The 20,286-nt window shown below is 67.5% G+C and carries 18 protein-coding genes; 11 read left to right on the forward strand and 7 right to left on the reverse strand.

Features of this window, described 5'->3' with window-relative positions; all coding sequences use genetic code 11:
• The first annotated feature begins 2 nt into the window (after nucleotides 1-2).
• On the forward strand, nucleotides 3-233 hold the full coding sequence (locus OXR08_RS00845) for a hypothetical protein (protein ID WP_267347204.1): 231 nt from the start codon (nucleotides 3-5) through the stop codon (nucleotides 231-233).
• A 554-nt stretch (nucleotides 234-787) separates the two neighbouring features.
• Nucleotides 788-1,684 carry an EamA family transporter RarD gene (gene rarD, locus OXR08_RS00850; RefSeq protein WP_267347206.1) on the forward strand — a complete coding sequence of 299 codons (897 nt, stop codon included), beginning with the start codon at nucleotides 788-790 and terminating at the stop codon, nucleotides 1,682-1,684.
• Between the two features lie 6 nt (nucleotides 1,685-1,690).
• On the opposite strand, the gene OXR08_RS00855 is transcribed toward rarD, so the two are convergent.
• The 6 genes from OXR08_RS00855 to pgi all read right to left on the reverse strand — a co-directional run bounded on the left by OXR08_RS00855 (nucleotide 1,691) and on the right by pgi (nucleotide 10,137).
• Nucleotides 1,691-3,124 carry a glucoamylase family protein gene (locus OXR08_RS00855; RefSeq protein WP_267347207.1) on the reverse strand — a complete coding sequence of 478 codons (1,434 nt, stop codon included), beginning with the start codon at nucleotides 3,122-3,124 and terminating at the stop codon, nucleotides 1,691-1,693.
• Between the two features lie 58 nt (nucleotides 3,125-3,182).
• Nucleotides 3,183-6,224 (reverse strand): carboxypeptidase regulatory-like domain-containing protein, encoded by a 3,042-nt coding sequence (locus OXR08_RS00860; RefSeq protein ID WP_267347208.1) that lies wholly within the window; start codon nucleotides 6,222-6,224, stop codon nucleotides 3,183-3,185.
• A 424-nt stretch (nucleotides 6,225-6,648) separates the two neighbouring features.
• On the reverse strand, nucleotides 6,649-7,998 hold the full coding sequence (gene gorA / locus OXR08_RS00865) for a glutathione-disulfide reductase (RefSeq protein ID WP_267347209.1): 1,350 nt from the start codon (nucleotides 7,996-7,998) through the stop codon (nucleotides 6,649-6,651).
• A complete protein-coding gene (locus tag OXR08_RS00870; RefSeq protein ID WP_267347211.1) occupies nucleotides 7,998-8,411 on the reverse strand; it encodes a PIN domain nuclease in 414 nt (137 codons plus the stop codon). Before OXR08_RS00870 ends, gorA begins: the two co-directional genes overlap by 1 nt.
• On the reverse strand, nucleotides 8,408-8,599 hold the full coding sequence (locus tag OXR08_RS00875) for a type II toxin-antitoxin system VapB family antitoxin (RefSeq protein ID WP_267347212.1): 192 nt from the start codon (nucleotides 8,597-8,599) through the stop codon (nucleotides 8,408-8,410). The genes OXR08_RS00870 and OXR08_RS00875 overlap by 4 nt, the downstream gene beginning before the upstream one ends.
• 44 nt (nucleotides 8,600-8,643) lie before the next feature.
• Nucleotides 8,644-10,137 carry a glucose-6-phosphate isomerase gene (gene pgi / locus OXR08_RS00880; RefSeq protein WP_267347214.1) on the reverse strand — a complete coding sequence of 498 codons (1,494 nt, stop codon included), beginning with the start codon at nucleotides 10,135-10,137 and terminating at the stop codon, nucleotides 8,644-8,646.
• A 150-nt stretch (nucleotides 10,138-10,287) separates the two neighbouring features.
• Here pgi and lepB point away from each other — a divergent pair, with 150 nt between their 5' ends.
• The 3 genes from lepB to era all read left to right on the forward strand — a co-directional run bounded on the left by lepB (nucleotide 10,288) and on the right by era (nucleotide 12,947).
• Nucleotides 10,288-11,151: a signal peptidase I gene (lepB, locus tag OXR08_RS00885; protein ID WP_112381558.1), complete on the forward strand. Its 864-nt coding sequence runs from the start codon at nucleotides 10,288-10,290 to the stop codon at nucleotides 11,149-11,151.
• Nucleotides 11,100-11,813 carry a ribonuclease III gene (gene rnc, locus OXR08_RS00890; RefSeq protein ID WP_149681229.1) on the forward strand — a complete coding sequence of 238 codons (714 nt, stop codon included), beginning with the start codon at nucleotides 11,100-11,102 and terminating at the stop codon, nucleotides 11,811-11,813. Before lepB ends, rnc begins: the two co-directional genes overlap by 52 nt.
• Before the next feature lie 240 nt (nucleotides 11,814-12,053).
• Entirely contained in the window at nucleotides 12,054-12,947 is an 894-nt protein-coding gene (era, locus tag OXR08_RS00895; RefSeq protein ID WP_267347217.1) for a GTPase Era, read from the forward strand.
• 4 nt (nucleotides 12,948-12,951) lie between these two features.
• Here the strand turns inward: era and OXR08_RS00900 are convergent, their stop codons facing one another.
• Nucleotides 12,952-13,680, reverse strand: a complete 729-nt coding sequence (locus tag OXR08_RS00900) for an NAD-dependent deacylase (RefSeq protein ID WP_267347218.1) — start codon at nucleotides 13,678-13,680, stop codon at nucleotides 12,952-12,954.
• Between the two features lie 200 nt (nucleotides 13,681-13,880).
• Between OXR08_RS00900 and OXR08_RS00905 the strand changes: the two genes are divergently transcribed.
• The 6 genes from OXR08_RS00905 (at nucleotide 13,881) to OXR08_RS00930 (ending at nucleotide 20,221) form a co-directional block, all read left to right on the forward strand.
• Nucleotides 13,881-14,036 carry a hypothetical protein gene (locus tag OXR08_RS00905; RefSeq protein ID WP_160146731.1) on the forward strand — a complete coding sequence of 52 codons (156 nt, stop codon included), beginning with the start codon at nucleotides 13,881-13,883 and terminating at the stop codon, nucleotides 14,034-14,036.
• Between the two features lie 118 nt (nucleotides 14,037-14,154).
• Entirely contained in the window at nucleotides 14,155-14,883 is a 729-nt protein-coding gene (gene dapB, locus OXR08_RS00910) for a 4-hydroxy-tetrahydrodipicolinate reductase (protein WP_112381801.1), read from the forward strand.
• A complete protein-coding gene (nth, locus tag OXR08_RS00915) occupies nucleotides 14,880-15,542 on the forward strand; it encodes an endonuclease III (protein WP_267347220.1) in 663 nt (220 codons plus the stop codon). Before dapB ends, nth begins: the two co-directional genes overlap by 4 nt.
• Nucleotides 15,543-15,556: 14 nt before the next feature.
• Nucleotides 15,557-17,299 carry a copper resistance system multicopper oxidase gene (locus OXR08_RS00920; protein ID WP_267347300.1) on the forward strand — a complete coding sequence of 581 codons (1,743 nt, stop codon included), beginning with the start codon at nucleotides 15,557-15,559 and terminating at the stop codon, nucleotides 17,297-17,299.
• Nucleotides 17,296-18,228, forward strand: a complete 933-nt coding sequence (locus OXR08_RS00925) for a copper resistance protein B (RefSeq protein WP_267347221.1) — start codon at nucleotides 17,296-17,298, stop codon at nucleotides 18,226-18,228. Before OXR08_RS00920 ends, OXR08_RS00925 begins: the two co-directional genes overlap by 4 nt.
• 199 nt (nucleotides 18,229-18,427) lie before the next feature.
• Nucleotides 18,428-20,221, forward strand: coding sequence for an ABC transporter ATP-binding protein (locus tag OXR08_RS00930; protein WP_267347222.1), 1,794 nt, complete (start codon nucleotides 18,428-18,430; stop codon nucleotides 20,219-20,221).
• Nucleotides 20,222-20,286: the final 65 nt, after the last annotated feature.

Genomic DNA, 20,286 nt, shown 5'->3' on the forward strand with positions numbered 1-20,286 from the left:
CGATGCGCGGGATGCATGGTGGCGACGTGACGGTGGACCGGGACGGGACGTTCCGGGGCATGGTGATGGGGGACCTGACCGTGGCGTCCGGATGCACGGTGGATGTCGCCGCGATGATCCAGGGCGACGTGGTGGTCGGCGCGGGTGCGGACGTTTGCGTGACCGGCATGGTGATGGGACGCGTCGTCAACCGCGGTGGGCGCGTCAGGGTGGAGGGGATGGTTTCGGGCTAGGCTGTGACCATGTTGCCTTAGGCCACGGCCGCGCCGGCTTTGGGGAGCTGCTTCGTGCGCCAACCTGTCTCTCGATCCACCGCCTCGATACGCGGCTGCGCCGCTACTCGACGGTTACTCGAGACGAACGGATCGGGGCGGGGCTGGCTTTGGGGAGTCGCTTCGTGTGCCAACCTGTCTCTCGATACACCGCCTCGATACGCGGCTGCGCCGCTACTCGACGGTTACTCGAGACGAACGGATCGGGCGAGGCTGGCTTTGGGGAGCTGCTTCGTGCGCCAACCGGTTTCTCGATACACCGCCTCGATACGCGGCTGCGCTGCTACTCGACGGTTACTCGAGACGAACGGATCGGGGCGGGGTTGGCTTTGGGGAGCCGCTTCATGTGCCAAGCTGTCTCTCGAAACACCGCTTCGATATGCGGCTGCATCGCTCCTCGGTAGTTACGTGAGGCGAACGGGTAGGGCGGGGTAACGTCAGCAGTTGCGAGCTCGCTTTGCGGTCGGCGCCATAGGCGCTTGCCAATCATGCTGCGCTGCAGGACAGGGCGGTTCATGACCGCCACCGCTTCTCCCGCCCGTACCGGCCTGATCCTGGGCATCGGCGCCTATGTGACCTGGGGGCTGTTGCCGCTGTACCTGAAGCTGTTGGCGGGAGTGCCGGCGTTTCAGGTGGTGGCGCATCGTATCCTGTGGTCGGTGGCGCTGTTGTTGCTGGTAGTGCTGGCCATGCGGCGGGGGGCGGCGATCCGGGCGGCGGCGCGGGGGCGGACGCTGTTGCTGCTGTGCGGGAGCGCGGGCCTGATCGCGGTCAACTGGCTGGTCTATATCTGGGCGGTCCAGCACGCGCATGTGCTGGAGGCGAGCCTCGGTTATTTCATCAACCCGCTGGTCAACGTGGCGCTGGGCGTCGCGGTGCTGGGCGAGCGCGTGCGGCGCGGGCAGGCGGTGGCGATCGGAATCGCGGCGGTGGGCGTGCTGCTGCTCGCGGTGTCGGGCGGCGGGGCGCTGTGGATCTCGCTGACGCTGGCGGTGACGTTCGGCGTCTATGGTCTGCTGCGCAAGGTGGCGGCGATCGACGCGCTGGGCGGCCTGACGGTGGAGACGCTGCTGCTCTCGCCCTTCGCCGCAATCTTCATCGCGCAGGCGCAGATGGCGGGAACGGGGGCGTTCGGGCAGTCGATGCGAATGGACGTGCTGCTGGTGCTGGCCGGCGCGGTGACGACGGCGCCGCTGCTGATGTTCGCGGCGGCGGCGCGGCGGATGCGCTATGCGACGCTGGGGCTGCTCCAGTATCTGGCGCCCACCTTGCAGTTCCTGCAGGCGGTGCTGCTCTTCGGCGAGACGCTGAAGCCCGTACACATCGTGACCTTTACCCTGATCTGGGCGGGATGTGCGCTCTACGCCTATGACAGCGTGCGCGGCAGCCGGACGCCGGCGACGCGCGCCTGATGCCCCTCAGCCCATCCAGCCGCCGCTGAACCCGGCGCGTTCCAGACCGCGGCGCAGGTGCGGATTGCGCTTCATGGTGTTCCAGACGAGGCCGGTGCGATGGTTCTCGATCATCGCGACGATCGGGCCCTGATCGATGCCGAGATGATCGGTCGCGACCCAGCCGGTGCCGGGAACGATGGAGCCATGTTGCAACCGGTGTTCGGTCTGTTTCAGCGTCAGGTTGAAGCTGTCGCGAAAGCCGTATTCGTCGTAGATGCCGGGGTAGCGCGCGATCATCGCCTGCGCGGTCGGAATGACGATTTCGGGCGCGAAGGCGATCGAGCCGAAGGCGGCGGTGGGCGCGATCGTGCCATCGTCGCGGTCGCCGGGGCCGCGCGCGGAGTAGCTGAAGAATTCGCGGTTGCGCCCGTCGATCTCCTGCACGAAGTCGCCGGGGCCGTCGCAGGCGGTGAAGCCCCACACATCCGCGCCGTAGCCGACCCATCCGCCCGGATTGGCAATGGCATAGCGTTGCTGCGCATAGGTGGCGCGGCGGCTGTTCTCGAAATAATCGATGCCGCGGCGGCGCGAATAGGCATCGGTCATGCCGCGGAAATCGACCCACACCTGGCTGTACTGGTGGCCGAACAGCGGCGGGAAGGCGGTATAGGCATCGACGTAACTGGCATCCCATGAGGGATCAAAGGTATCGGTCCAGCGCGTCCAGGTGTCGGCGGGCAAGGGGTGGCTGGGGGAGCCGAGCGCCAGCAGGTAAAGAATCAGGCTTTCGTTGTAGATGTTCCAGTCGCTGGAGATGAAGCCGCTTTCCGGCATCCAGCCCATCGACACGAAGGGCGCGCGCGGGGTGATCCAGGTCCATTCGACCGCGGTGTAGAGTTGCTCGGCAAGCGCGCGGATCTCGGATTCGCGGATATCCTCGGCATCGAACCAGCTTTGCACGAACAGCACGCCCGCCATCATCAGCGCGGTATCGATCGTCGACAGCTCGCATTTGGCGAAGCGATGCCCCTTCGTCATGCCGAGGAAGTGATAGAAGAAGCCTTTATACCCAGAAAAACCAGTGGGTTGGTCGCCCTGCGGGGCGGCGGCGAGGAAGCGCAGGGTGGCCAGGGTGCGGGTGCGGGCCTGGTCGCGGGTGATCCAGCCATTGGCGGCGCCGATCGGGTAGGCGGTGAGGGCGAAGCCGATGGCGGCGATCGAGGCGAAGGAGGGAGTGGGCCAGCGATCGGGCGCAAGGCCGGTCGCGGGGTCGGTCGAGTCCCAGAAATAGCGGAAGGTGCGCTGCTGAATGTCCTTGAGCAGCGCATCGGGCGCCGAGATCGGCGGGCCGAAGGGGGCGACCAGGATCGGCGGCGGGCTGACGCGGGCGGGGGTACAGGCGGCGACGATACCGGCGGTTCCGGCGGCGAGCAGGCTGCGGCGGGTCAGGGTCGACATGGAATCGGAAACGCCCGCCGCCTGCAAGCGGATGCATTGCAGGCGGCAGGGCCGCGGGTCAGAAGCGATAGCCGAGGCGGAACTGCACGCGGCGCGGCAGGGTCAGCACGCGCGTTGCGTTGGCCGCATCGGCGGGGCGCAGCGTATCGGGCGGGGTGGCGGACAAGTTGATGCCTTCGTCGAAGCCGGCAAAATTCTTGTTGTTGAAGGCGTTCAGCACGTCGACCGCTGCCTCAAAGCTGTCGCTGTTGCCGAAGATCGAGAAGCGCTTGGCCAGCGTCAGGTTGACCTCGCAAAAGGCGAACAGCCCCTTGATGCAGTTCTTTTCCGGATAGCCGACGCGGAACGAGCGCTGGCCCGGCTCGGTACCGTTGGTGGTATCGACGATGTTGTAGGCCGAGCCGCTGCCCAGCGTGGTGATCGTCGAGAATTTGAAGCCGAGCGGCAGATCGACGATGCCGGACAGGACGACGCGGTGGCGCTCGTCACCGACCGAGGGGCGCCAGCCATAGGCGTCGGGCACGACCTCATCGAGGCTGAACAGGTCGAACACGTCGTTCGCGCCGTTCTTCTCCGCCTTGCCGAGCGTGTAGGCGATGTTGAGGCCCCAGCCCGACGCCTCGGTATAGGTCTTGTCGAGGGTGAAGAAGAGCGCCTTGTAGCGGGTGTCGAGCCCGTCATAGCCAATCAGCACGTTCTGATAGCCGAGCGCGCGGACGGTGGAGAGCAGCGCCGGATCGTTGGGCGCGCCCAGGCCGCCATTCTGCCGCGTGGCGAACAGATAGGTATAGCCGTTGCGACCCCGCTGGTACGATCCGGAAAGCGACGCCTGGAACGGCCCGACGCGCTGGCGGATGCCGAACGAGACCTGATCGTTGACCGGCGGCTTCGTGTTGTTCTTGGTCGCGAGCAGTTCGGGCAGGCCGGTTTCGGGCTGCGTCGAGAGCAGGGTGAGCAGGCCGTCGCGGGTCAGGTAGCTGGGGTTCCAGGCGACGGTGGGCAGGCCGCGGCGCGGCGTGCCGGTCGGCGAGAAGCGGAACACGCCGACCGGGTTGATCGTGCGGCTGAGTTCGTCGACCGTGTTGTTGAAGTTGTTGCGATCATAATAGCGGCCGGCGCCGCCGAAGATGACCGTCGACTGGTCGTCCTTGATATCCCACGAAAAGCCGAAGCGCGGCGCGATGGCGCCGGCGAACGGCTTGCGGTTGTTACCCGTCGATATGTAGTTTTCGGGATCGAAGTAGAAGGTGCTGGGCAGCGCACGCAGCGCGGCGGCGGCATTGTCGGGGGTGCGGAAATTGTTGTTCTTCGCGTTAGTCTCGTAATCCCAGCGCACGCCGATGTTGAGTTGCAGCCGGCCGGTGACGTCCCAGTCGTCCTGCGCATAGACACCGACCTGCGTGTTCGAGCCGTAGATGCGGCCATTGCCGAGGCCGAGGCGCGCCTCGGACGGAAAGGCGAAGGTCAGGTCGTCGCTGGTGTCGTTGGGCGTGCCGGCATTGTCGGCGCGGTTGAAGGTGTAGCGCGGCTGGATATAGGCGTTGTTGATGAATTCGATGTCGGTGATCTCGACGCGGCCGCCGACCTTGAAGACATGGGTGTCGAGGCCGGTATAGGTCAGGTCGTTACGGAAGGTGTAGCTTTGCTGCACCTCGCGCCTGGTCGAATCCTTGCCGCCGAAGACGATGACGCCGGCATAGTCGAAAGAGGGCAGGTCCGGGTTCAGCGACGTCGGATTGAAGATGTAGCTGAGATAGTTGGCGTTGAATTCGTTGACGAAGCTGTCGCCGGTATAGGTCCATTTGAACAGATAGGTGTCGACCGTGTTGATCTTGTTCTCAGCGCTTTCATAGCTGACATTGCCGTCGAAGCCCTGGATGTCGGTTTCCTGACGGCGGCTGAACGACAGGTCGAATACCTGGCGCTCGTCCGGGGTCAGGGTCAGCTTGCCGAAATAGAAGTCCTGGCGGAACGGGCTGACAAAGGCGCCCTCGAACTCGCTCAGGCGGCGGCCGGAGAATTGCTCGAACTCGTTGATCGCGGCCTGTTCGCCGCTGGAATTGACGATCAGCGCGCGGTCCTGATCGTTGCCCTCATAGGCGCCGAAGAAGAACAGCTTGTCCTTGATGATCGGGCCGCCGAGCGAGGCACCGTACTGCTTGCGCTCGAATGCGGGCTTGGGATCGCCGCGGCGACGGACGATATAGTCGGTCTGGCTGAGCGAGCGGTCGGTATATTGGCCGAAGACCTCGCCGTGGAATTCGTTGGTGCCCGACTTCGTCACCGAGGTGATGATCGCCGAGCCGGCCTGCTCATATTCCGCCTTGTAGTTCTGCGTCAGGACGCGGAATTCCTGCACCGCGAGCTGGCCAAAGGGGTTGCCGCGGCTGTTCTGTTGCCCCGCGACGCCGCCTTCGCGCAGCTTGTTCTTCAGGCTGACGCCGTCGATGAAGACGTTGACCTGGCTGGCCGCCGAGGCGCCGGCCTGAAACCCCTTGTTCGTCTCGGAATCATTGTAGCGGACGCCGGGGGCAAGCGCGGCGAAGCTGAGGAAGTTGCGGTCGGTCTGCGGCAGGGTGCGGATCTGTTCCTGGGTTATGTTGGTCGCGATCTCGCTGGTCTTCACCTCGACGAGGCGGTTGCCGGTGACGACGATCTCACCGCCATCGCCGCCGCCGGGGGCGGCCGGCGGCGTGCCGTCGATCGTGGTTTCGGTCTCGGTCCCCGGCGCCGGGGTCGGCGCGGGCGCGGCGAGGCGGATATCGAGCGTCGCGGACTGGCCGATCGACACGATGACGAGGCGTTCGGCGGTCTCTCCGCTGGTGGCGGTGGTGGTGATGCGGTACTGGCCGGGACGCAGGCCGTTGAGGACAAAGGCGCCGTTCCCGTCGGCGGTGCTGCGCTGCGTCTGGTTGGTGCCGGTATTGACCGCGGTCACCGTGGCGCCGGCGGCGGGGGCGCCGTCCGGCCCGGTCACCTGGCCGCGGATCGAGGCGGTCGTCGTCTGCGCGGCGGCGGGCGCGGACAGGATCGCAGCACTTCCCAAAATGGTGGTGGTGGCCAGCGTGGCGCGCAGTGCGGCCGTCATCATCGTCTTCATCACGTTGTTCCCCATGGGCCGGACCCGATCGGGCCCGTGCCGGTCCTGCCTGTCGGGCTGCCGGCGCCGTGGGGCCCCCCGTCGCCGCCGGTTCTACCGGCCGGGACGTAAGGCTGGGCGGGGATGACCCGCCATCGGCAATCCTCTCCGTAACGGAGCCGTGCGCAACCCTGATGCCGTCGCCGCCGGGTGCGGGAGAGCCGCCCCTGCTTGTCGTTGCAGCAGAGCCGAACTGCTAATCCCGATCGCTTGTGTACGCCAAGCGACCTTATGGTGGAGCGTGTTGCATTCAGGGCCCGCTGTGGCGCGGCCGCCACGCGGCAGGAGGGCGGGGCGGCAGGGGCGGGCCGGCAGGGCAAAAATCGCCCGGCACCAGGAACCTTCCCGCGGGTGATGCGTGGGCGCGCACCCGCGGGAACACAGGTCAGCGCATCAGGACGAGTTCCTCGGCCATGGTCGGGTGCAGGGCGACGGTGGCGTCGAACTGCGTCTTGGTCAGACCCGCCTTTACCGCGATCGCCGCGGCCTGCAGGATTTCGGGTACGTCGGGGCCGATCATGTGCAGGCCGAGGATGCGATCCGTCTCGCTGTCGCACACCATCTTGTAGAGGGCGCGCTCGTCACGCCCGGCCAGCACGTTCTTCATCGGGCGGAAGTCGGACGAATAGACCTTGACCGATCCCAGCTTCGACTTGGCCTCCGCCTCCGTCATGCCGACGCCGGCAATGGGAGGATGGCTGAATACGGCAGAGGGGATGCAGTCATAGTCGACGCTGCTCGGCTTGTTGCCGAACACGGTGTCGGCAAAGGCCTGACCCTCGCGGATCGCCACCGGCGTGAGTTGGACGCGATTGGTGACGTCGCCGACGGCATAGATGCTGTCGCAGGTGGAGCGGTTCGCCTCGTCCACCTTGATCGCGCCCTTGTCGTCCAGCTCCACGCCGGCGCTTTCCAGGCCGAGGCCATGGGTGTTGGGCACGCGGCCGGTGGCGAACATCACGCAATCGACCACCACGGGTTCGTGGTTCGCCATGCTGACCTGCAGGCAGCCATCGTCCAGCTTCTCGATCCCCTGGAAGGTGGCGTCGAAGCGGAACTCGATCCCCTTCATCATCGAGATCTGAAGCAGGCGGTCCCGGATCGCCAGTTCATAGCCGCGCAGGATCTCCTTGCTGCGGTTCATCAGGATGACATGGGCGCCAAGCTGGTGAAAGATGCCGGCGAATTCGTTGGCGATATAGCCGGCACCGGCGATCAGGATGCGCTTGGGCACGGCGGGCAGATGGAACGCCTCGTTGGAGGTGATGCCGAGTTCATGGCCTTCGCATTCGGGCACGGCGGGGTGGGCGCCGACCGCGATCAGGATCTTGCCCGCGGTCTTTTCCGTGCCGTCGGCGAGGCGGACGCTGTTCGGGCCGGTCACGACGGCGCGCTGGTTGATGATGTCGACCCCGTGGCTTTCCAGCGTATTGGTATAGGCACCGTTGATCCGGTCGACCTCGGCCAGCACATTATCGCGCAGCGTCGGCCAGGAAAATTCGCACTGGTCGGGCACCTGCCAGCCGAAGCGCTTGGCATCGCTCAGATCCTCGGCGAAATGCGCGCCGATCGCGAGCAGCTTCTTGGGCACGCAGCCACGGATGACGCAGGTGCCGCCGACGCGGTATTCCTCGGCGACCGCAACTTTGGCGCCATGTGCCGCGGCAACCCGGCTGGCGCGCGTGCCGCCCGACCCGGCGCCGATGACGAACAGGTCATAATCAAAGTCGGACATCAATTCACTCCGGATGCGGGTTCCAGCACCGGGATCAGCCCCAGATGCCGTACGAAAGGGTCGAAGTCCCGGTCACTGTAAAGCAACGGGATGCCATCAAGGATGCAGCGCGTGGCGATGAGCGTGTCGATGGTCTTGCGGATGGTGATGCCAAGCGTGCGCAGGGTACGGTAGTGGCGGGCGGCTTCCACGGCGCATCGCTCCCCTCCGACCGGCACCACCGGATACACCGTCATCCTGCCGTGCAGCCGCCTGTATTCCGCGTCCGTCCGGCAGCCCTGCAGAACCTCCGTAAGTACCAGATCGGGAATGCCGATCGGCCTTTTATCGAGAATGGTATCGAGGTGATCGGCCTGGCGCGACGGGCGGCCGGTCAGGTAATCGATCCAGACACTGGAATCGACGAGGATCAATCACGCCTCATCGCGTCGAGGTCGCCGATCCATTCCATCTTGCCGCGCAACTCGCGGATGCCGGCCTGACGTTTCAACTGCACCAGTTGGCGAAGGGCGGCCTCGACCGCTTCCTTCTTTGTACGTGCGCCGGTCGCCTCCATGGCTTCGGCCATGAGTGCATCATCGATCTCGATATTGGTCCGCATGTGTATGGCTCCCAGGAGCCATACACATAAGAATTGCCGCGGCGTCAGTCGAGACCGGCGCGGGCGATCAGGTCGGTGGTGGAGGGGTCGAAATCACCGCCGCCCTTCTCCGCCGCCTTGGCCATTTCCTTGCCGAGTTCGACGCCGAACTGGTCGAAGGAGTTGATGCCGAGCAGTACGCCGTTCACGAAGACGCGCTGTTCGTAGAAGGCGATGAGGGCGCCGAGCGTGCGGGCGTCGACCGTGTCGAGCAGCAGGGTGGAGGAGGGGCGGTCGCCCGAGTAGCTGCGCGCCGGGTCGTCCGCCTGCTTGCCCTTCATGAGCGCCGCCCCTTGTGCGAAGGCGTTGAGGAGCAGTTGGCGGTGATGCTCTTCGGCGAGGGTGTCGCCGGGTTCGATGGAGGCGATGAACTCGACGGGGACGAGGTGGGTGCCCTGGTGGAGGAGTTGGAAGACGGCGTGTTGCGCGTCGGTGCCGACGCCGCCCCAGGTGATGGCGGCGGTGGGGCGTCCGACGGGCTGTCCGTCGATGGTGACGCCCTTGCCGTTCGATTCCATTTCGAGTTGCTGGAGGTAGCTGGGGAGGAGGCGCAGGCGCTCGTCATAGGCGAAGGGGGCGCGCGTCTCGGCACCGCGGACCTGGGTGTAGTAGAGGTCGGCGAAGGCGGCGAGGGCGGGGGCGTTCTCGTGGAGCGCGGTCAGGCGGAAATGGCGGTCCATCTCGGCTGCACCCTCCAGCAATTCCTCGAACTGGTCCCAGCCGAGCGCGAGCGCGGCGGGAAAGCCGATCGAGGACCAGAGCGAGTAGCGCCCGCCGACCGATTCCGAGAAGGGCAGCACGCGCGTCTCGTCCACGCCCCATTCCACCGCCTTGTCCGGGCTGGCGGTGAGCGCGATCACGCGGCCATACGGATCCTCGACGCCGTGTTCGGTCATCCATTGCAGGACCGAGGTGGCGTTCAGCATCGTCTCGGTCGTGGTGAAGGTCTTGGAGGCGACAACGAGCAGCGTGGTCGCAGGGTCGAAGCGCTTGAACGCTTCCTCCAGCGCGACGCCGTCGACGTTGGAGACGATCGCCACGTCGTAGCGATCGCTTTCGCGGCCGAGCGCATCGACCAGCAGATCGGGCCCGAGCGCCGAGCCGCCGATGCCGACGTGCAGGATGGAGCGGACGGGGCCGAGCGCCTCCGCCTCGATCGCGTCGATCAGCGCGCGCATCCGGTCGTGGAAACCGCGCGAGCGGGCGACGCTTTCGGGATTGCCCTCGCCGCGCTCGGCGGTGTGCTCGACCGCGCGGCCCTCGGTGACGTTGACCACCTCGCCGCCGAACAGCGCGTCGCGCTTGGCGGCAAGCCCCTGCGCCCGGGCGAGTTCGGCGAAGGCGGCGACCGCGTCACGGGTCAGGTGCGTCTTGGACCAGTCGAAATGGATGCCCGCCACGTCGAGGCTGAACGTCTTCAGCCGGTCGGGGTCCTCGGCGAAAAGCTGGAGAAGCGGCGTCCGGGGAAGCGCTTCGATCGTCGACCAGTCGGCAGCCATGGGTATATGTCCTTTGCATAAGGGGCCGTTATCCTGTCGGGGGTATGACAAGGCGACGGCGAAAGCCAAGCCCGAACGTTTCGCACCTGCGAAGGGATGCAGACGACCTGCCGCTTGACGCCGCCCAAGCGTTGCGCGAACCGATGACGCATGGCCGATACACCACCGCCCGCCGCCGCCCCGAAGGCGCAACCCGACAGCCCCAAGCGTTCGGAAGCGGGGGAGACGTTGCGCTTCCTGTTGAAGCTGGCGCTGTTCGTGTTCGTTATCCGCAGCTTCCTGTTCGCGCCCTATTCGATCCCGTCGGAATCGATGCTGCCGCGCCTGCTGATCGGCGACTATCTGTTCGTGACCAAGTGGAATTACGGCTATTCGCGCTGGTCGCTGCCCTGGGGCCTGCCGCTGATCCCGGGGCGTATCCTGGCGAGCGATCCGGCGCGCGGCGACGTGGTGGTGTTCCGCAGCCCCGACCCGGCGCCCGGCGACACCGACCCGGCGCATGACGATCACGACGTCATCAAGCGGGTAATCGGCCTGCCCGGCGACACGGTGCAGGTGCGCGGCGGGCAGGTGATCCTGAACGGCAAGCCGATCCCCAAGGCGCGGGTCGCCGACTTCACCCTGCCGCTGAGCCCGAATTTCGATGCGGAGAAATGCGGCGCCGATCATCTGGACGTGGTCGGCGGCACGCAGATCTGTCGCTATCGCCGCTATCGCGAGACGCTGCCCGGCGGGCGCAGCTACGACGTGCTGGATCAAGGCGACTTTCCCGATCGCGACGACACCGACGTCTATACCGTGCCCGCGGGCAACGTGTTCCTGATGGGCGACAACCGCGACGATTCGGCGGACAGCCGTTTTCCCGCACCGTTCGGCATGGGGTACATCCCGATGGAGCGGCTGGAAGGCAAGGCGGCGATCACCTTCTTCTCGACCGATGGCAGCGCATCGTGGCTGTTGCCATGGACCTGGTTCCAGGCGGCACGGCCGGCGCGGATCGGAGAAGGGTTTTGAACGTGCCTTCGGAATGGCTGGCCAGCGTTTTCGGCCGGGTGCCGAGGGACGCCGCGCCCTTCGCCCGCGCGCTGACCCATGGCAGCCAGGCGGCGGAGAATTACGAGCGGCTGGAGTTTCTGGGCGACCGGGTACTCGGCCTCGTCATGGCCGAATGGCTGTGGGAGCAGTTTCCGGATGAGCCCGAGGGGCAATTGTCCAAGCGGCTGAACGCGCTGGTGACGGGTGCGGTGTGCGCCGACGTGGCGCGCGAACTGGGCGTGCGCGACCATCTGCGGCTGGGCAAGCAGGCGCGCGACGACGGCGCATCGGAAAGCGACAATGTGCTGGGCGACGTGATGGAGGCGCTGATCGGTGCCTGGTACCGCGAAGCCGGGCTGGAGGCGGTGCGCGCCTTCATCCACCAGGCCTGGGGCGACCGGGTGCATGCCCATGCCAAGGCGCCGCAGCATCCTAAATCGGCGTTGCAGGAATGGGCCGCGGCGAGCAATCGCAAGCCGCCCGAATATGAAGTGACCGACCGGTCGGGGCCGCAGCATGCGCCGCGCTTCACGGTGACGGTGCGGGTCGGCAAATCGGCCGAGGCGACGGCGAGCGGAGCGAACAAGCAGGAGGCCGAGACGGCGGCGGCCAAGGCGTTGCTGGCGAAGGTCCGCGGGTAAGGGGGGAGCGGCAGTTTCGTCCCGGTCCGTTCGTGTCCGGAGCGGGTGACGAGGCCGGGTTTCGTGCGCCAATCTGTATCCCAATACACCGTCTCGATATGTGGCTGCGCCGCTACTCGATGGTTACTTGAGACGAACGGGGAAGGGGGATCATGCCGGTGCGGCTCGGGACGAGCCGCTTATTCTCTCGCCGACCGATTTCTGCTAACGGGGCGGCCTCTCTTCCCCGGAAAGCCTAGAATGACTCAACATTGCGGCCTCGTCGCCGTCGTCGGTGCACCCAATGCCGGCAAGTCCACGCTGGTGAATGCGCTGGTGGGCCAGAAGGTCGCGATCGTCAGCCCCAAGGCGCAGACGACGCGCGCCAAGTTGCTGGGTGTCGCGATCGAGGGCGACGCGCAGATCCTGCTGGTCGACACCCCCGGCATCTTCGAGCCGAAGCGGCGGCTGGACCGGGCGATGGTGGCCGCGGCCTGGGGCGGGGCGGAGGGCGCCGACATCCTGGCGCTGGTGGTCGACGGCAAGGGCGGTCTGGGGTCCAAGGTGACCGACATCGCCGAGGCGATCGCCGACCGGCCGGAGCCCAAGCACCTGATCCTGAACAAGGTCGATCTGGCGGACAAGGCCAAGCTGCTGGTCCATGCCGAAAAGCTGAACGCGCTGGTCCCCTTTGCCGAGACATGGTTCGTCAGCGCGGCGACGGGCGACGGCGTGGCCGAGTTGAAGCGTACATTCGCGAGGCTGGTCCCCGAAGGGCCGTGGCATTATCCGGAGGACCAGGTGTCCGACGCGACCGAGCGCGCGCTGGCTGCCGAGGTGACGCGCGAGCAGCTTTACCTGCAACTCCATGCCGAATTGCCCTATGCCAGCGCGGTCGAGACCGAGGCGTACAAGGAGCGCGAGGACGGGTCGGTCGAGATCCACCAGCAAATCCTGGTCGAGCGGCCGACGCAGCGTGCGATCGTGCTGGGCAAGAGCGGCGCCCGGATCAAGGAGATCGGCGCGCGCGCCCGCACCGAACTGGCGCAGTTGCTGGGCCATCCGGTGCACCTGTACCTGCACGTCAAGGTCCGCCCCGGCTGGGACGAGGACCGCGACGTGTATCGCGACCTGGGGCTCGACTGGGTGGAGTGACCCGTCAGCCGAGCAGCGAATCGACCCAGTCGGGGACGAGGACGCTTGCCGGCCCCAATCGGCTTTCGGCGAACCGGTCGCTGCCGGCCGAGCGTTCGAGATTGAGTTCCAGCGTGTCCGCGCCGTACGCGCGGGCAAGCTGGACGAAGCCGGCGGCGGGATAGACCGCGCCCGACGTGCCGATCGACACGAACAGGTCCGCGCCCGCCAGAGCCGCCTCGATCCGGTCCATCGCATAGGGCATCTCGCCAAAGAACACGATGTCGGGCCGCAGCGCGGGGGCGCCGCAGGCGGGGCAGGAGGTGCCGGGTGGCAGATCGCCCTGCCAATCGGTGCGTTCGTCGCAGGCGGCACATAGCGCCGAGCGCAGCGCGCCGTGCATGTGGACGAGCCGGCGTGTTCCTGCGCGTTCGTGCAGGTCGTCGACATTCTGCGTGACGATGAGCAGGTCGCCCGGCCATGCCGCGTCGAGCCGGGCGAGCGCGCGGTGTGCGGCATTGGGTACGGCCTCGCCAAGGGCGGCGCGGCGCGCATCGTAGAAGCCGTGCACGAGCGCGGGATCGCGGGCCAGCGCCTCGGGCGTGCAAACCTCCTCGATCGTATAGCTTTGCGGCACGCCAAAGCGGTCGCGCACGTCCCAATGGGTGACGCCGGCGGTGGAGCGGAAGGTGGGAATGCCCGATTCGGCGGACAGCCCGGCCCCGGTCAGGACGACAAGCGATGGCGTGGTCATGGGAGGAGGATATCCGGGGCACGGCCGCCAGGAAAACGGGAATGCAGCCCGATTTCCGAGCATTGTACGATTGCGTACATACCCCTTGGCTGTGCCGCTTTGGTGCAGGGACTGTGACCTGGTTCATTGCTGCGCGCTGGTGCGGTGGATAAGCCCATGCCAGATTTTGCCGCCTTTGTTGCTTGTTCGCGGAGTTTTGCATGAACCCCTATTCCGAAGCGCAGTCGCTGCTGATCCGCGCACGTGAGCTGATGGACGGTGCCGGTGACACGCTGGTCGCCGCACAGATCGAATTGCCGCTGGAGTCGCTGGACCGGCGGCTGGAAGCCGAAGCCGGCGACGTGGCGCGCGGCTGAAAGCCGGCCGGCCAACCCTCTCGCCCCCTTGCGCGGGCGCCGCGTTCTGGCAGAGCGGGGACATGACCGATCATCCCATACCGTCAGTCGCCCGTGCACCCCGGTGGGAGCGTCGGGCATGACCGCGATCGGCATCTATGGCAGCGCCGGGCGAATGGGCCGCGCGATCGCCGACCTGATCGAAGTGGAAGGCGCGACGCTGGCCGGTGGGGCCGATTCGCGTGACGATCCCTTGCCGCTGGCGCGCGCCGCCGACGTGCTGGTCGATTTTTCCACCGCCGGTGCGCTCGACGCGCATCTGGCGGCGGCGCGCACCGCCGGGACCGCGATCGTGATCGGCACGACCGGGCTGAGCGCGCAGCAGCATGCCGCGATCGATGCGGCGGCGGCCGAGATCGCGGTGTTGCAGACCGGCAATACCTCGCTGGGCGTCACGCTGTTGTCGATCCTGGTCCGCGAGGCCGCGGCGCGGCTGGGTGCGGACTGGGACATCGAGGTGCTGGAAATGCACCACCGGCACAAGGTGGATGCGCCGTCGGGTACCGCGCTGTTGCTGGGCGAGGCGGCGGCGGCGGGACGGGGCACGAGCTTGAGCGAACTGCGCGTCGACGGACGTGCGGGCCTCGTTGGCGCTCGCACCGAAGGGACGATCGGCATGGCGTCGCTGCGCGGGGGATCGGTGGTCGGCGATCACAGCGTGATCTTCGCCAGCGAGGGCGAGCGGATCGAATTGAACCACCGTGCCGATGCGCGCTCGATCTTTGCCAAGGGCGCGGTGCGCGCCGCGCTGTGGCTGGCAGGGCAGGCGCCGGGGCGGTATCGCATGGGCGACGTGCTGGGCCTGTGAAAAAGGCCGACGTCGTCGAATTCTACGCGCGGCTGGCGGAGGCGAACCCGCATCCCGAAACCGAGCTGGAGTTCGTCAATCCCTACACGCTGGTCGTTGCGGTCGCGCTGTCCGCGCAGGCGACCGATGCGGGGGTGAACCGTGCGACGCGCGGCCTGTTCGCCACCGTCGATACGCCGGCCCTGATGCTGGAACTGGGCGAGGCGGGGTTGAAGGAGCAGATCAAGACGATCGGCCTGTTCAACACCAAGGCCAAGAACGTCATCGCGCTGTCGCAGATGCTGGTCGACGACTATGGCGGCGAGGTGCCGGCGGATCGCGACGCGCTGGAACGGTTGCCCGGCGTCGGGCGCAAGACCGCGAACGTGGTGCTGAACGTGGCGTTCGGGGCGGAAACCTTTGCGGTGGACACGCATATCTTTCGCGTGGGCAATCGCACCGGGCTGGCGCGCGGCAAGACGCCGCTGGCGGTGGAGCTGAAGCTGGACAAGGCGACGCCGCAGCCCTTTCGCCTGCACGCGCATCACTGGCTGATCCTGCACGGCCGCTATGTGTGCAAGGCGCGGCGGCCGGAATGCTGGCGCTGCATCGTCGCCGACCTGTGCGCGTACAAGCCCAAGACGCCGGCGCCGGAGGCGGCCGGCACGAAATCGGCATGAGCGAGGATGACGGCATGGTGAAGCTGACCCGCCGGGGCTTTCTGGGGGCGGCCGGCGCGGTGGCGGTGCCCGGCTGGGCGCAATCGGTGTCGGCGGGGATAGCCGCGCCCTTGCCCGAAGTGTCGGGCGAGGCGATCACCCTGACGGTCGCGCACCAGATGATGCGGGTCGACGGACGCGCCATGCACGGCATCGGCATCAACGGCAGCGTGCCGGCGCCGCTGATCCGGCTGCGGCAGGGGCAGACGGCGCGGCTGACCGTGGACAACCGGCTGGACGAGGAAACCTCGCTGCACTGGCACGGGCTGCTGGTGCCGTTCCAGATGGACGGGGTGCCGGGGATCAGCTTTCCCGGCATTCCGGCACGCAGCCGCTTCACCTACGAGTTTCCCGTCATCCAGGCGGGCACATACTGGTATCACAGCCATTCGGGGTTGCAGGAGCAGATGGGGCTGTACGGCCCGATCGTGATCGATCCCGAAGGAGCGGACCCGGTCGCGTTCGACCGCGAGCATGTGATCGTGCTGTCCGACCATAGCGCGATGCATCCGCATGCGATCTTCGGCAGGCTGAAGGCGCAAGGGGGGTATTTCAACTATCAGAAGCAGACGCTGGCCGGGCTGATCGCGGGACGCGACCAGTCGGCGGGCGAGCGGTGGATGTGGGGCGGGATGCGGATGGACCCCAGCGACGTGTCCGACGTGACGGGGTCGACCTATCGCTATCTGGTCAACGGTCATGGGCCGGCGGACAACTGGACCGCGCTGTTTTCGCGCGGAGAGCGGGTGCGGTTGCGCATCGTGAACGCCAGCGCGATGACGATCTTCAACGTGCGCATCCCCGGGCTGAAGCTGACGGTGGTGCAGGCGGACGGGCAGGATGTGCGCCCCGTCGCGGTGGACGAGTTCCAGATCGCGGTGGCCGAAACCTATGACGTGATCGTCGAGCCGGATGCGGCGACGGCCTATACGCTGGTGGCCGAAGCGTGGGACCGGTCCGGCATGGCGCGGGCGACGCTGGCGCCGCGGGTGGGCATGGCGGCGGCGGTGCCGGCGCTGCGCCGACGGCCGCTGGCGACGATGAAGGACATGGGGATGGGCATGGATCACGCGGCGTCCGCCACGCCCTGCGCGCCCGAGCATGCGGCGATGGGGCATTGCGCGGGTGGAGATGGCGCCCCCGCGCCGATGCGCCATGCGATGCGCGACTTCGCCAATGCACCCGAACTGCCGCGCACGCCGACGGTGCAGACGGTGGCGCCGATGCCGGTGGACCGGACGGGCGAGCCGCCACAGGGGCTGGCGGACGTGGCGCACCGTGTGCTGGTCTATCGCGATCTGGTCGCGCTGGCGCGCAATCCGGACGTGCGCGTGCCATCGCGCGCGCTGCGCATCCACCTGACCGGCAACATGGAACGCTATATGTGGGCGTTCGACGGGGTGAAGCTGAACGAGGTCAAGGCGCCGATCCCGTTCCGGCATGGCGAACGGGTGCGGGTGACACTGGTCAACGACACGATGATGGCGCACCCCATCCACCTGCACGGCCACTTCTTCGAACTGGTCACGGGGCACGGCGACCATGCTCCGCGCAAGCATACGGTGAACGTGGCGCCGGGGGGCACGGTGACCTTCGACCTGACCGCGGATGCGGTGGGCGACTGGGCGTTCCACTGCCACCTGCTCTACCACATGCATGCCGGCATGATGCAGGTGGTGACGGTGCGGCATGATGCCACGATGGAGCATGGCGCATGAGCGTGGTGCTGCTGGGCCTGCTGATGGCCGTGCCGCAGCATTGTTCGCCGGAACATGCGGCGATGGGACATTGCACGCCTGCCCCTGTCCGCTCAGGTGGGCACGGCGCGATGGATCATGGCGCGATGGATCATGGCGCGATGGATCATGGCGCGATGGGGCATGGTGCGAGCGCGGAGGCGCCGCCGGTAGTGGGCGATGCCCCGCCGCCGCCGGTACCGACGACACGCGCGGCGGATGCCTTTTACGATCCCGTCGCGATGGCGCGCGCGGAGCGGCGGATGCGGCGCGAGCATGGCGGCATGGCGATGCATCAGGTGATCCTGAACATCGCCGAGGTGCAGGTGCGGAACGGCCGCGACGGCTATCGCTGGGACGGCGAGGGCTGGTTCGGTGGGGATATTCACCGGCTGGTGGTGAAGAGCGAGGGTGAGGGGGATTTCGGGCGCCGCGTCGATGCGGCCGAGGTGCAGGCGCTGTATGCGCGCGCGGTCGATCCGTACTGGAACCTGCAGGCGGGCGTGCGGCAGGATGTCGGCGCGGGGGCACGGCGGACCTATGCGGTGCTGGGGGTCGAGGGGCTGGCGCCCTATTGGTTCGATGTCGAGGGCGCGCTGTTCCTGTCCGATCGGGGCGACGTGCTGGCGCGGGGCGAGGCATGGTATGACCAGCGGATCACGCAGCGGCTGATCGCGCAGCCGCGGGTGGAGTTCAACCTGGCGGCGCAGGACGTGCCCGCCAGCCGGATCGGCGCCGGGCTGTCGAGCGCGGAAGCGGGCCTGCGCCTTCGCTACGAGATCGCGCGCGAGTTCGCGCCCTATGTCGGGGTGTCGTGGGAGCGGCGTTACGGGGCGACGGCGCGGTATGCGCGTCGCGATGGCGGCACGGGCGGTTTTGCGCTCGCGCTGGGGGTACGGGCCTGGTTCTAGGCGCGGTGGCGGCGATCTGCTAAAGGCGGAGCCGGACTCGATCAGCGCGAAGGAGGGCGACGATGAACAATCCGTATCCGTCCATGCCCGGCGTTCGACGCGGCGGGTGTTTCGCGCACCCCTGACGCCCGCGGCTCGCGCGCGCGCCGCCATCCCGTTCCGCTGATCCAGGGACCGCGCCGATGGGTGCGGAATTATCATGACCGATGAAGACGATGACCTGTTTCCGCGCGCGTCGGTGTTGCGGCGCGTGCTGGGGTTCACCTTTGCATTGTGGCGGCGGGCGCCGCGGCTGGCGGCGGCATGTGCGCTGGCGATGATGCTGGGCACGCTGACCGAGGTGTTCGTGCCGCTGTTCGCCGGGCGGATGATCGATGCGGTGGGGCAGGGGGCGCGAGAGGCGGCGATGTCGGCCTTTGCCGCGATCGTCGCGCTGGGCGGGGCGATGGTCGTTTTGCGCCATCTGGGATGGTGGGCGATCACGCCCCTGACGCTGAACATGATGCGCGACGTGACGGTGGAAGCGTTTGCGCGCGTCCAGCGGCTGTCGAGCGACTGGCATGCCAATGCGTTTTCGGGGTCGACGGTGCGGCGGATCACGCGCGGCATGTGGGCGCTGGATACGCTGAACGACGTGCTGCTCCTGTCGCTGCTCCCCTCGGTGACGGTGCTGGCGGGGACGGTGCTGCTGCTGGGGCTGCACTGGCCGGTGCTGGGTGCGGTGATGGGGGTGGGCGCGGTTGCCTATATCGCGCTGACGGTCGGACTGGCGACGCGAGTGCTGGCGCCGATCGCGCGGCTGTCGAACCAGTGGGATACGCGGATCGGCGGCGTGCTGGCCGATGCGATCGGCACCAATGCGGTGGTCAAGGCCTTTGGCGGCGAGGCGCGCGAGGAGGAACGGCTGGCACACACCGTCGCCAAATGGCGGCGGCGCACGCGCCGGACCTGGATGGCGTTCACCTGGGCGGGATCGGGGCAACTGGCGCTGCTGTGGGTGATCCGCGTCGCGGTGACGGGCGTGGCGCTGTGGCTGTGGGGGCAGGACCGGGCGAGCGCGGGCGACGTCGCCTATGTGCTGACCAGCTATCTGGTGCTGAACGGCTATCTGCGCGACATCGGCCAGCACATCCATCAGTTGCAACGGTCGGTGAACGAGATGGAGGAACTGGTACAGCTCCATGAAGAGCCCGCAGGCGTCGCCGATCGGGTGGGTGCGCAGCCGATCCGGGTGAGCGACGGCGCGATCCGGTTCGAGGGGGTGACGTTCCGCTATGCCGGGCAGGACAGGCCGCTCTATGCCGCGCTGGACGTGGCGATCCCGGCGGGGCAGCGCGTCGGGCTGGTGGGGCCGTCGGGATCGGGCAAGACCAGCTTCGTCAAGCTGATCCAGCGATTGTACGACGTGGATGCGGGGCGCATCACCATCGACGGGCAGGATATCGCGCACGCCACGCAAGGGTCGCTGCGCGGCCAAGTGGCGATCGTGCCGCAGGAGCCGGTGCTGTTCCACCGGACGCTGGCGGAGAATATCGGTTACGGCCGGCCGGAGGCGAGCATGGCCGAGATCGAGGAGGCGGCGCGGCTGGCCAATGCGCACGACTTCATCATGCGGCTGCCCAAGGGATATCGGACGCCGGTCGGCGAGCGCGGGGTGAAGCTGTCGGGCGGCGAGCGGCAGCGGGTGGCAATCGCCCGCGCCTTCCTGGCGGATGCGCCGATCCTGGTGCTGGACGAGGCGACGTCGAGCCTGGATTCGGAAAGCGAGGCGGCGATCCAGCAGGCGATGGAGCGGCTGATGGTGGGGCGCACCGCGATCGTGATCGCGCACCGGTTGTCGACCGTCAGGGCGCTGGACCGCATTCTGGTGTTCGATCACGGGCGGATCGTGGAGGACGGGCCGCATGAGGCGCTGATCGCCGCCCAGGACGGGCGGTATCGGCGGTTGTTCGAGCGGCAGGCCGGCGCGGGAGTGGCGGAGATTGTGGGGTAGGGGTTGGGCGGTGGCTCCCTCGCCCTCTACCCCCGGGGAGAGGGAGGGGACCCGCGGCGTAGCCG

This window comes from Sphingomonas sp. GM_Shp_2, assembly GCF_026540875.1.
GTDB classification, from domain to species: domain Bacteria; phylum Pseudomonadota; class Alphaproteobacteria; order Sphingomonadales; family Sphingomonadaceae; genus Sphingomonas; species Sphingomonas carotinifaciens.

Excerpts from the sequence above, each read along its gene's own strand:
- OXR08_RS00845 (WP_267347204.1), top strand. The coding sequence starts at position 3 with ATGCGCGGGATGCATGGTGGCGACGTGACGGTGGACCGGGACGGGACG.
- rarD (WP_267347206.1), top strand. The coding sequence starts at position 788 with ATGACCGCCACCGCTTCTCCCGCCCGTACCGGCCTGATCCTGGGCATC.
- OXR08_RS00855 (WP_267347207.1), bottom strand. The coding sequence starts at position 3,124 with ATGTCGACCCTGACCCGCCGCAGCCTGCTCGCCGCCGGAACCGCCGGT.
- OXR08_RS00860 (WP_267347208.1), bottom strand. The coding sequence starts at position 6,224 with ATGAAGACGATGATGACGGCCGCACTGCGCGCCACGCTGGCCACCACC.
- gorA (WP_267347209.1), bottom strand. The coding sequence starts at position 7,998 with ATGTCCGACTTTGATTATGACCTGTTCGTCATCGGCGCCGGGTCGGGC.
- OXR08_RS00875 (WP_267347212.1), bottom strand. The coding sequence starts at position 8,599 with ATGCGGACCAATATCGAGATCGATGATGCACTCATGGCCGAAGCCATG.
- pgi (WP_267347214.1), bottom strand. The coding sequence starts at position 10,137 with ATGGCTGCCGACTGGTCGACGATCGAAGCGCTTCCCCGGACGCCGCTT.
- lepB (WP_112381558.1), top strand. The coding sequence starts at position 10,288 with ATGGCCGATACACCACCGCCCGCCGCCGCCCCGAAGGCGCAACCCGAC.
- rnc (WP_149681229.1), top strand. The coding sequence starts at position 11,100 with ATGGACCTGGTTCCAGGCGGCACGGCCGGCGCGGATCGGAGAAGGGTT.
- era (WP_267347217.1), top strand. The coding sequence starts at position 12,054 with ATGACTCAACATTGCGGCCTCGTCGCCGTCGTCGGTGCACCCAATGCC.
- OXR08_RS00900 (WP_267347218.1), bottom strand. The coding sequence starts at position 13,680 with ATGACCACGCCATCGCTTGTCGTCCTGACCGGGGCCGGGCTGTCCGCC.
- OXR08_RS00905 (WP_160146731.1), top strand. The coding sequence starts at position 13,881 with ATGAACCCCTATTCCGAAGCGCAGTCGCTGCTGATCCGCGCACGTGAG.
- dapB (WP_112381801.1), top strand. The coding sequence starts at position 14,155 with ATGACCGCGATCGGCATCTATGGCAGCGCCGGGCGAATGGGCCGCGCG.
- OXR08_RS00920 (WP_267347300.1), top strand. The coding sequence starts at position 15,557 with ATGGTGAAGCTGACCCGCCGGGGCTTTCTGGGGGCGGCCGGCGCGGTG.
- OXR08_RS00925 (WP_267347221.1), top strand. The coding sequence starts at position 17,296 with ATGAGCGTGGTGCTGCTGGGCCTGCTGATGGCCGTGCCGCAGCATTGT.
- OXR08_RS00930 (WP_267347222.1), top strand. The coding sequence starts at position 18,428 with ATGACCGATGAAGACGATGACCTGTTTCCGCGCGCGTCGGTGTTGCGG.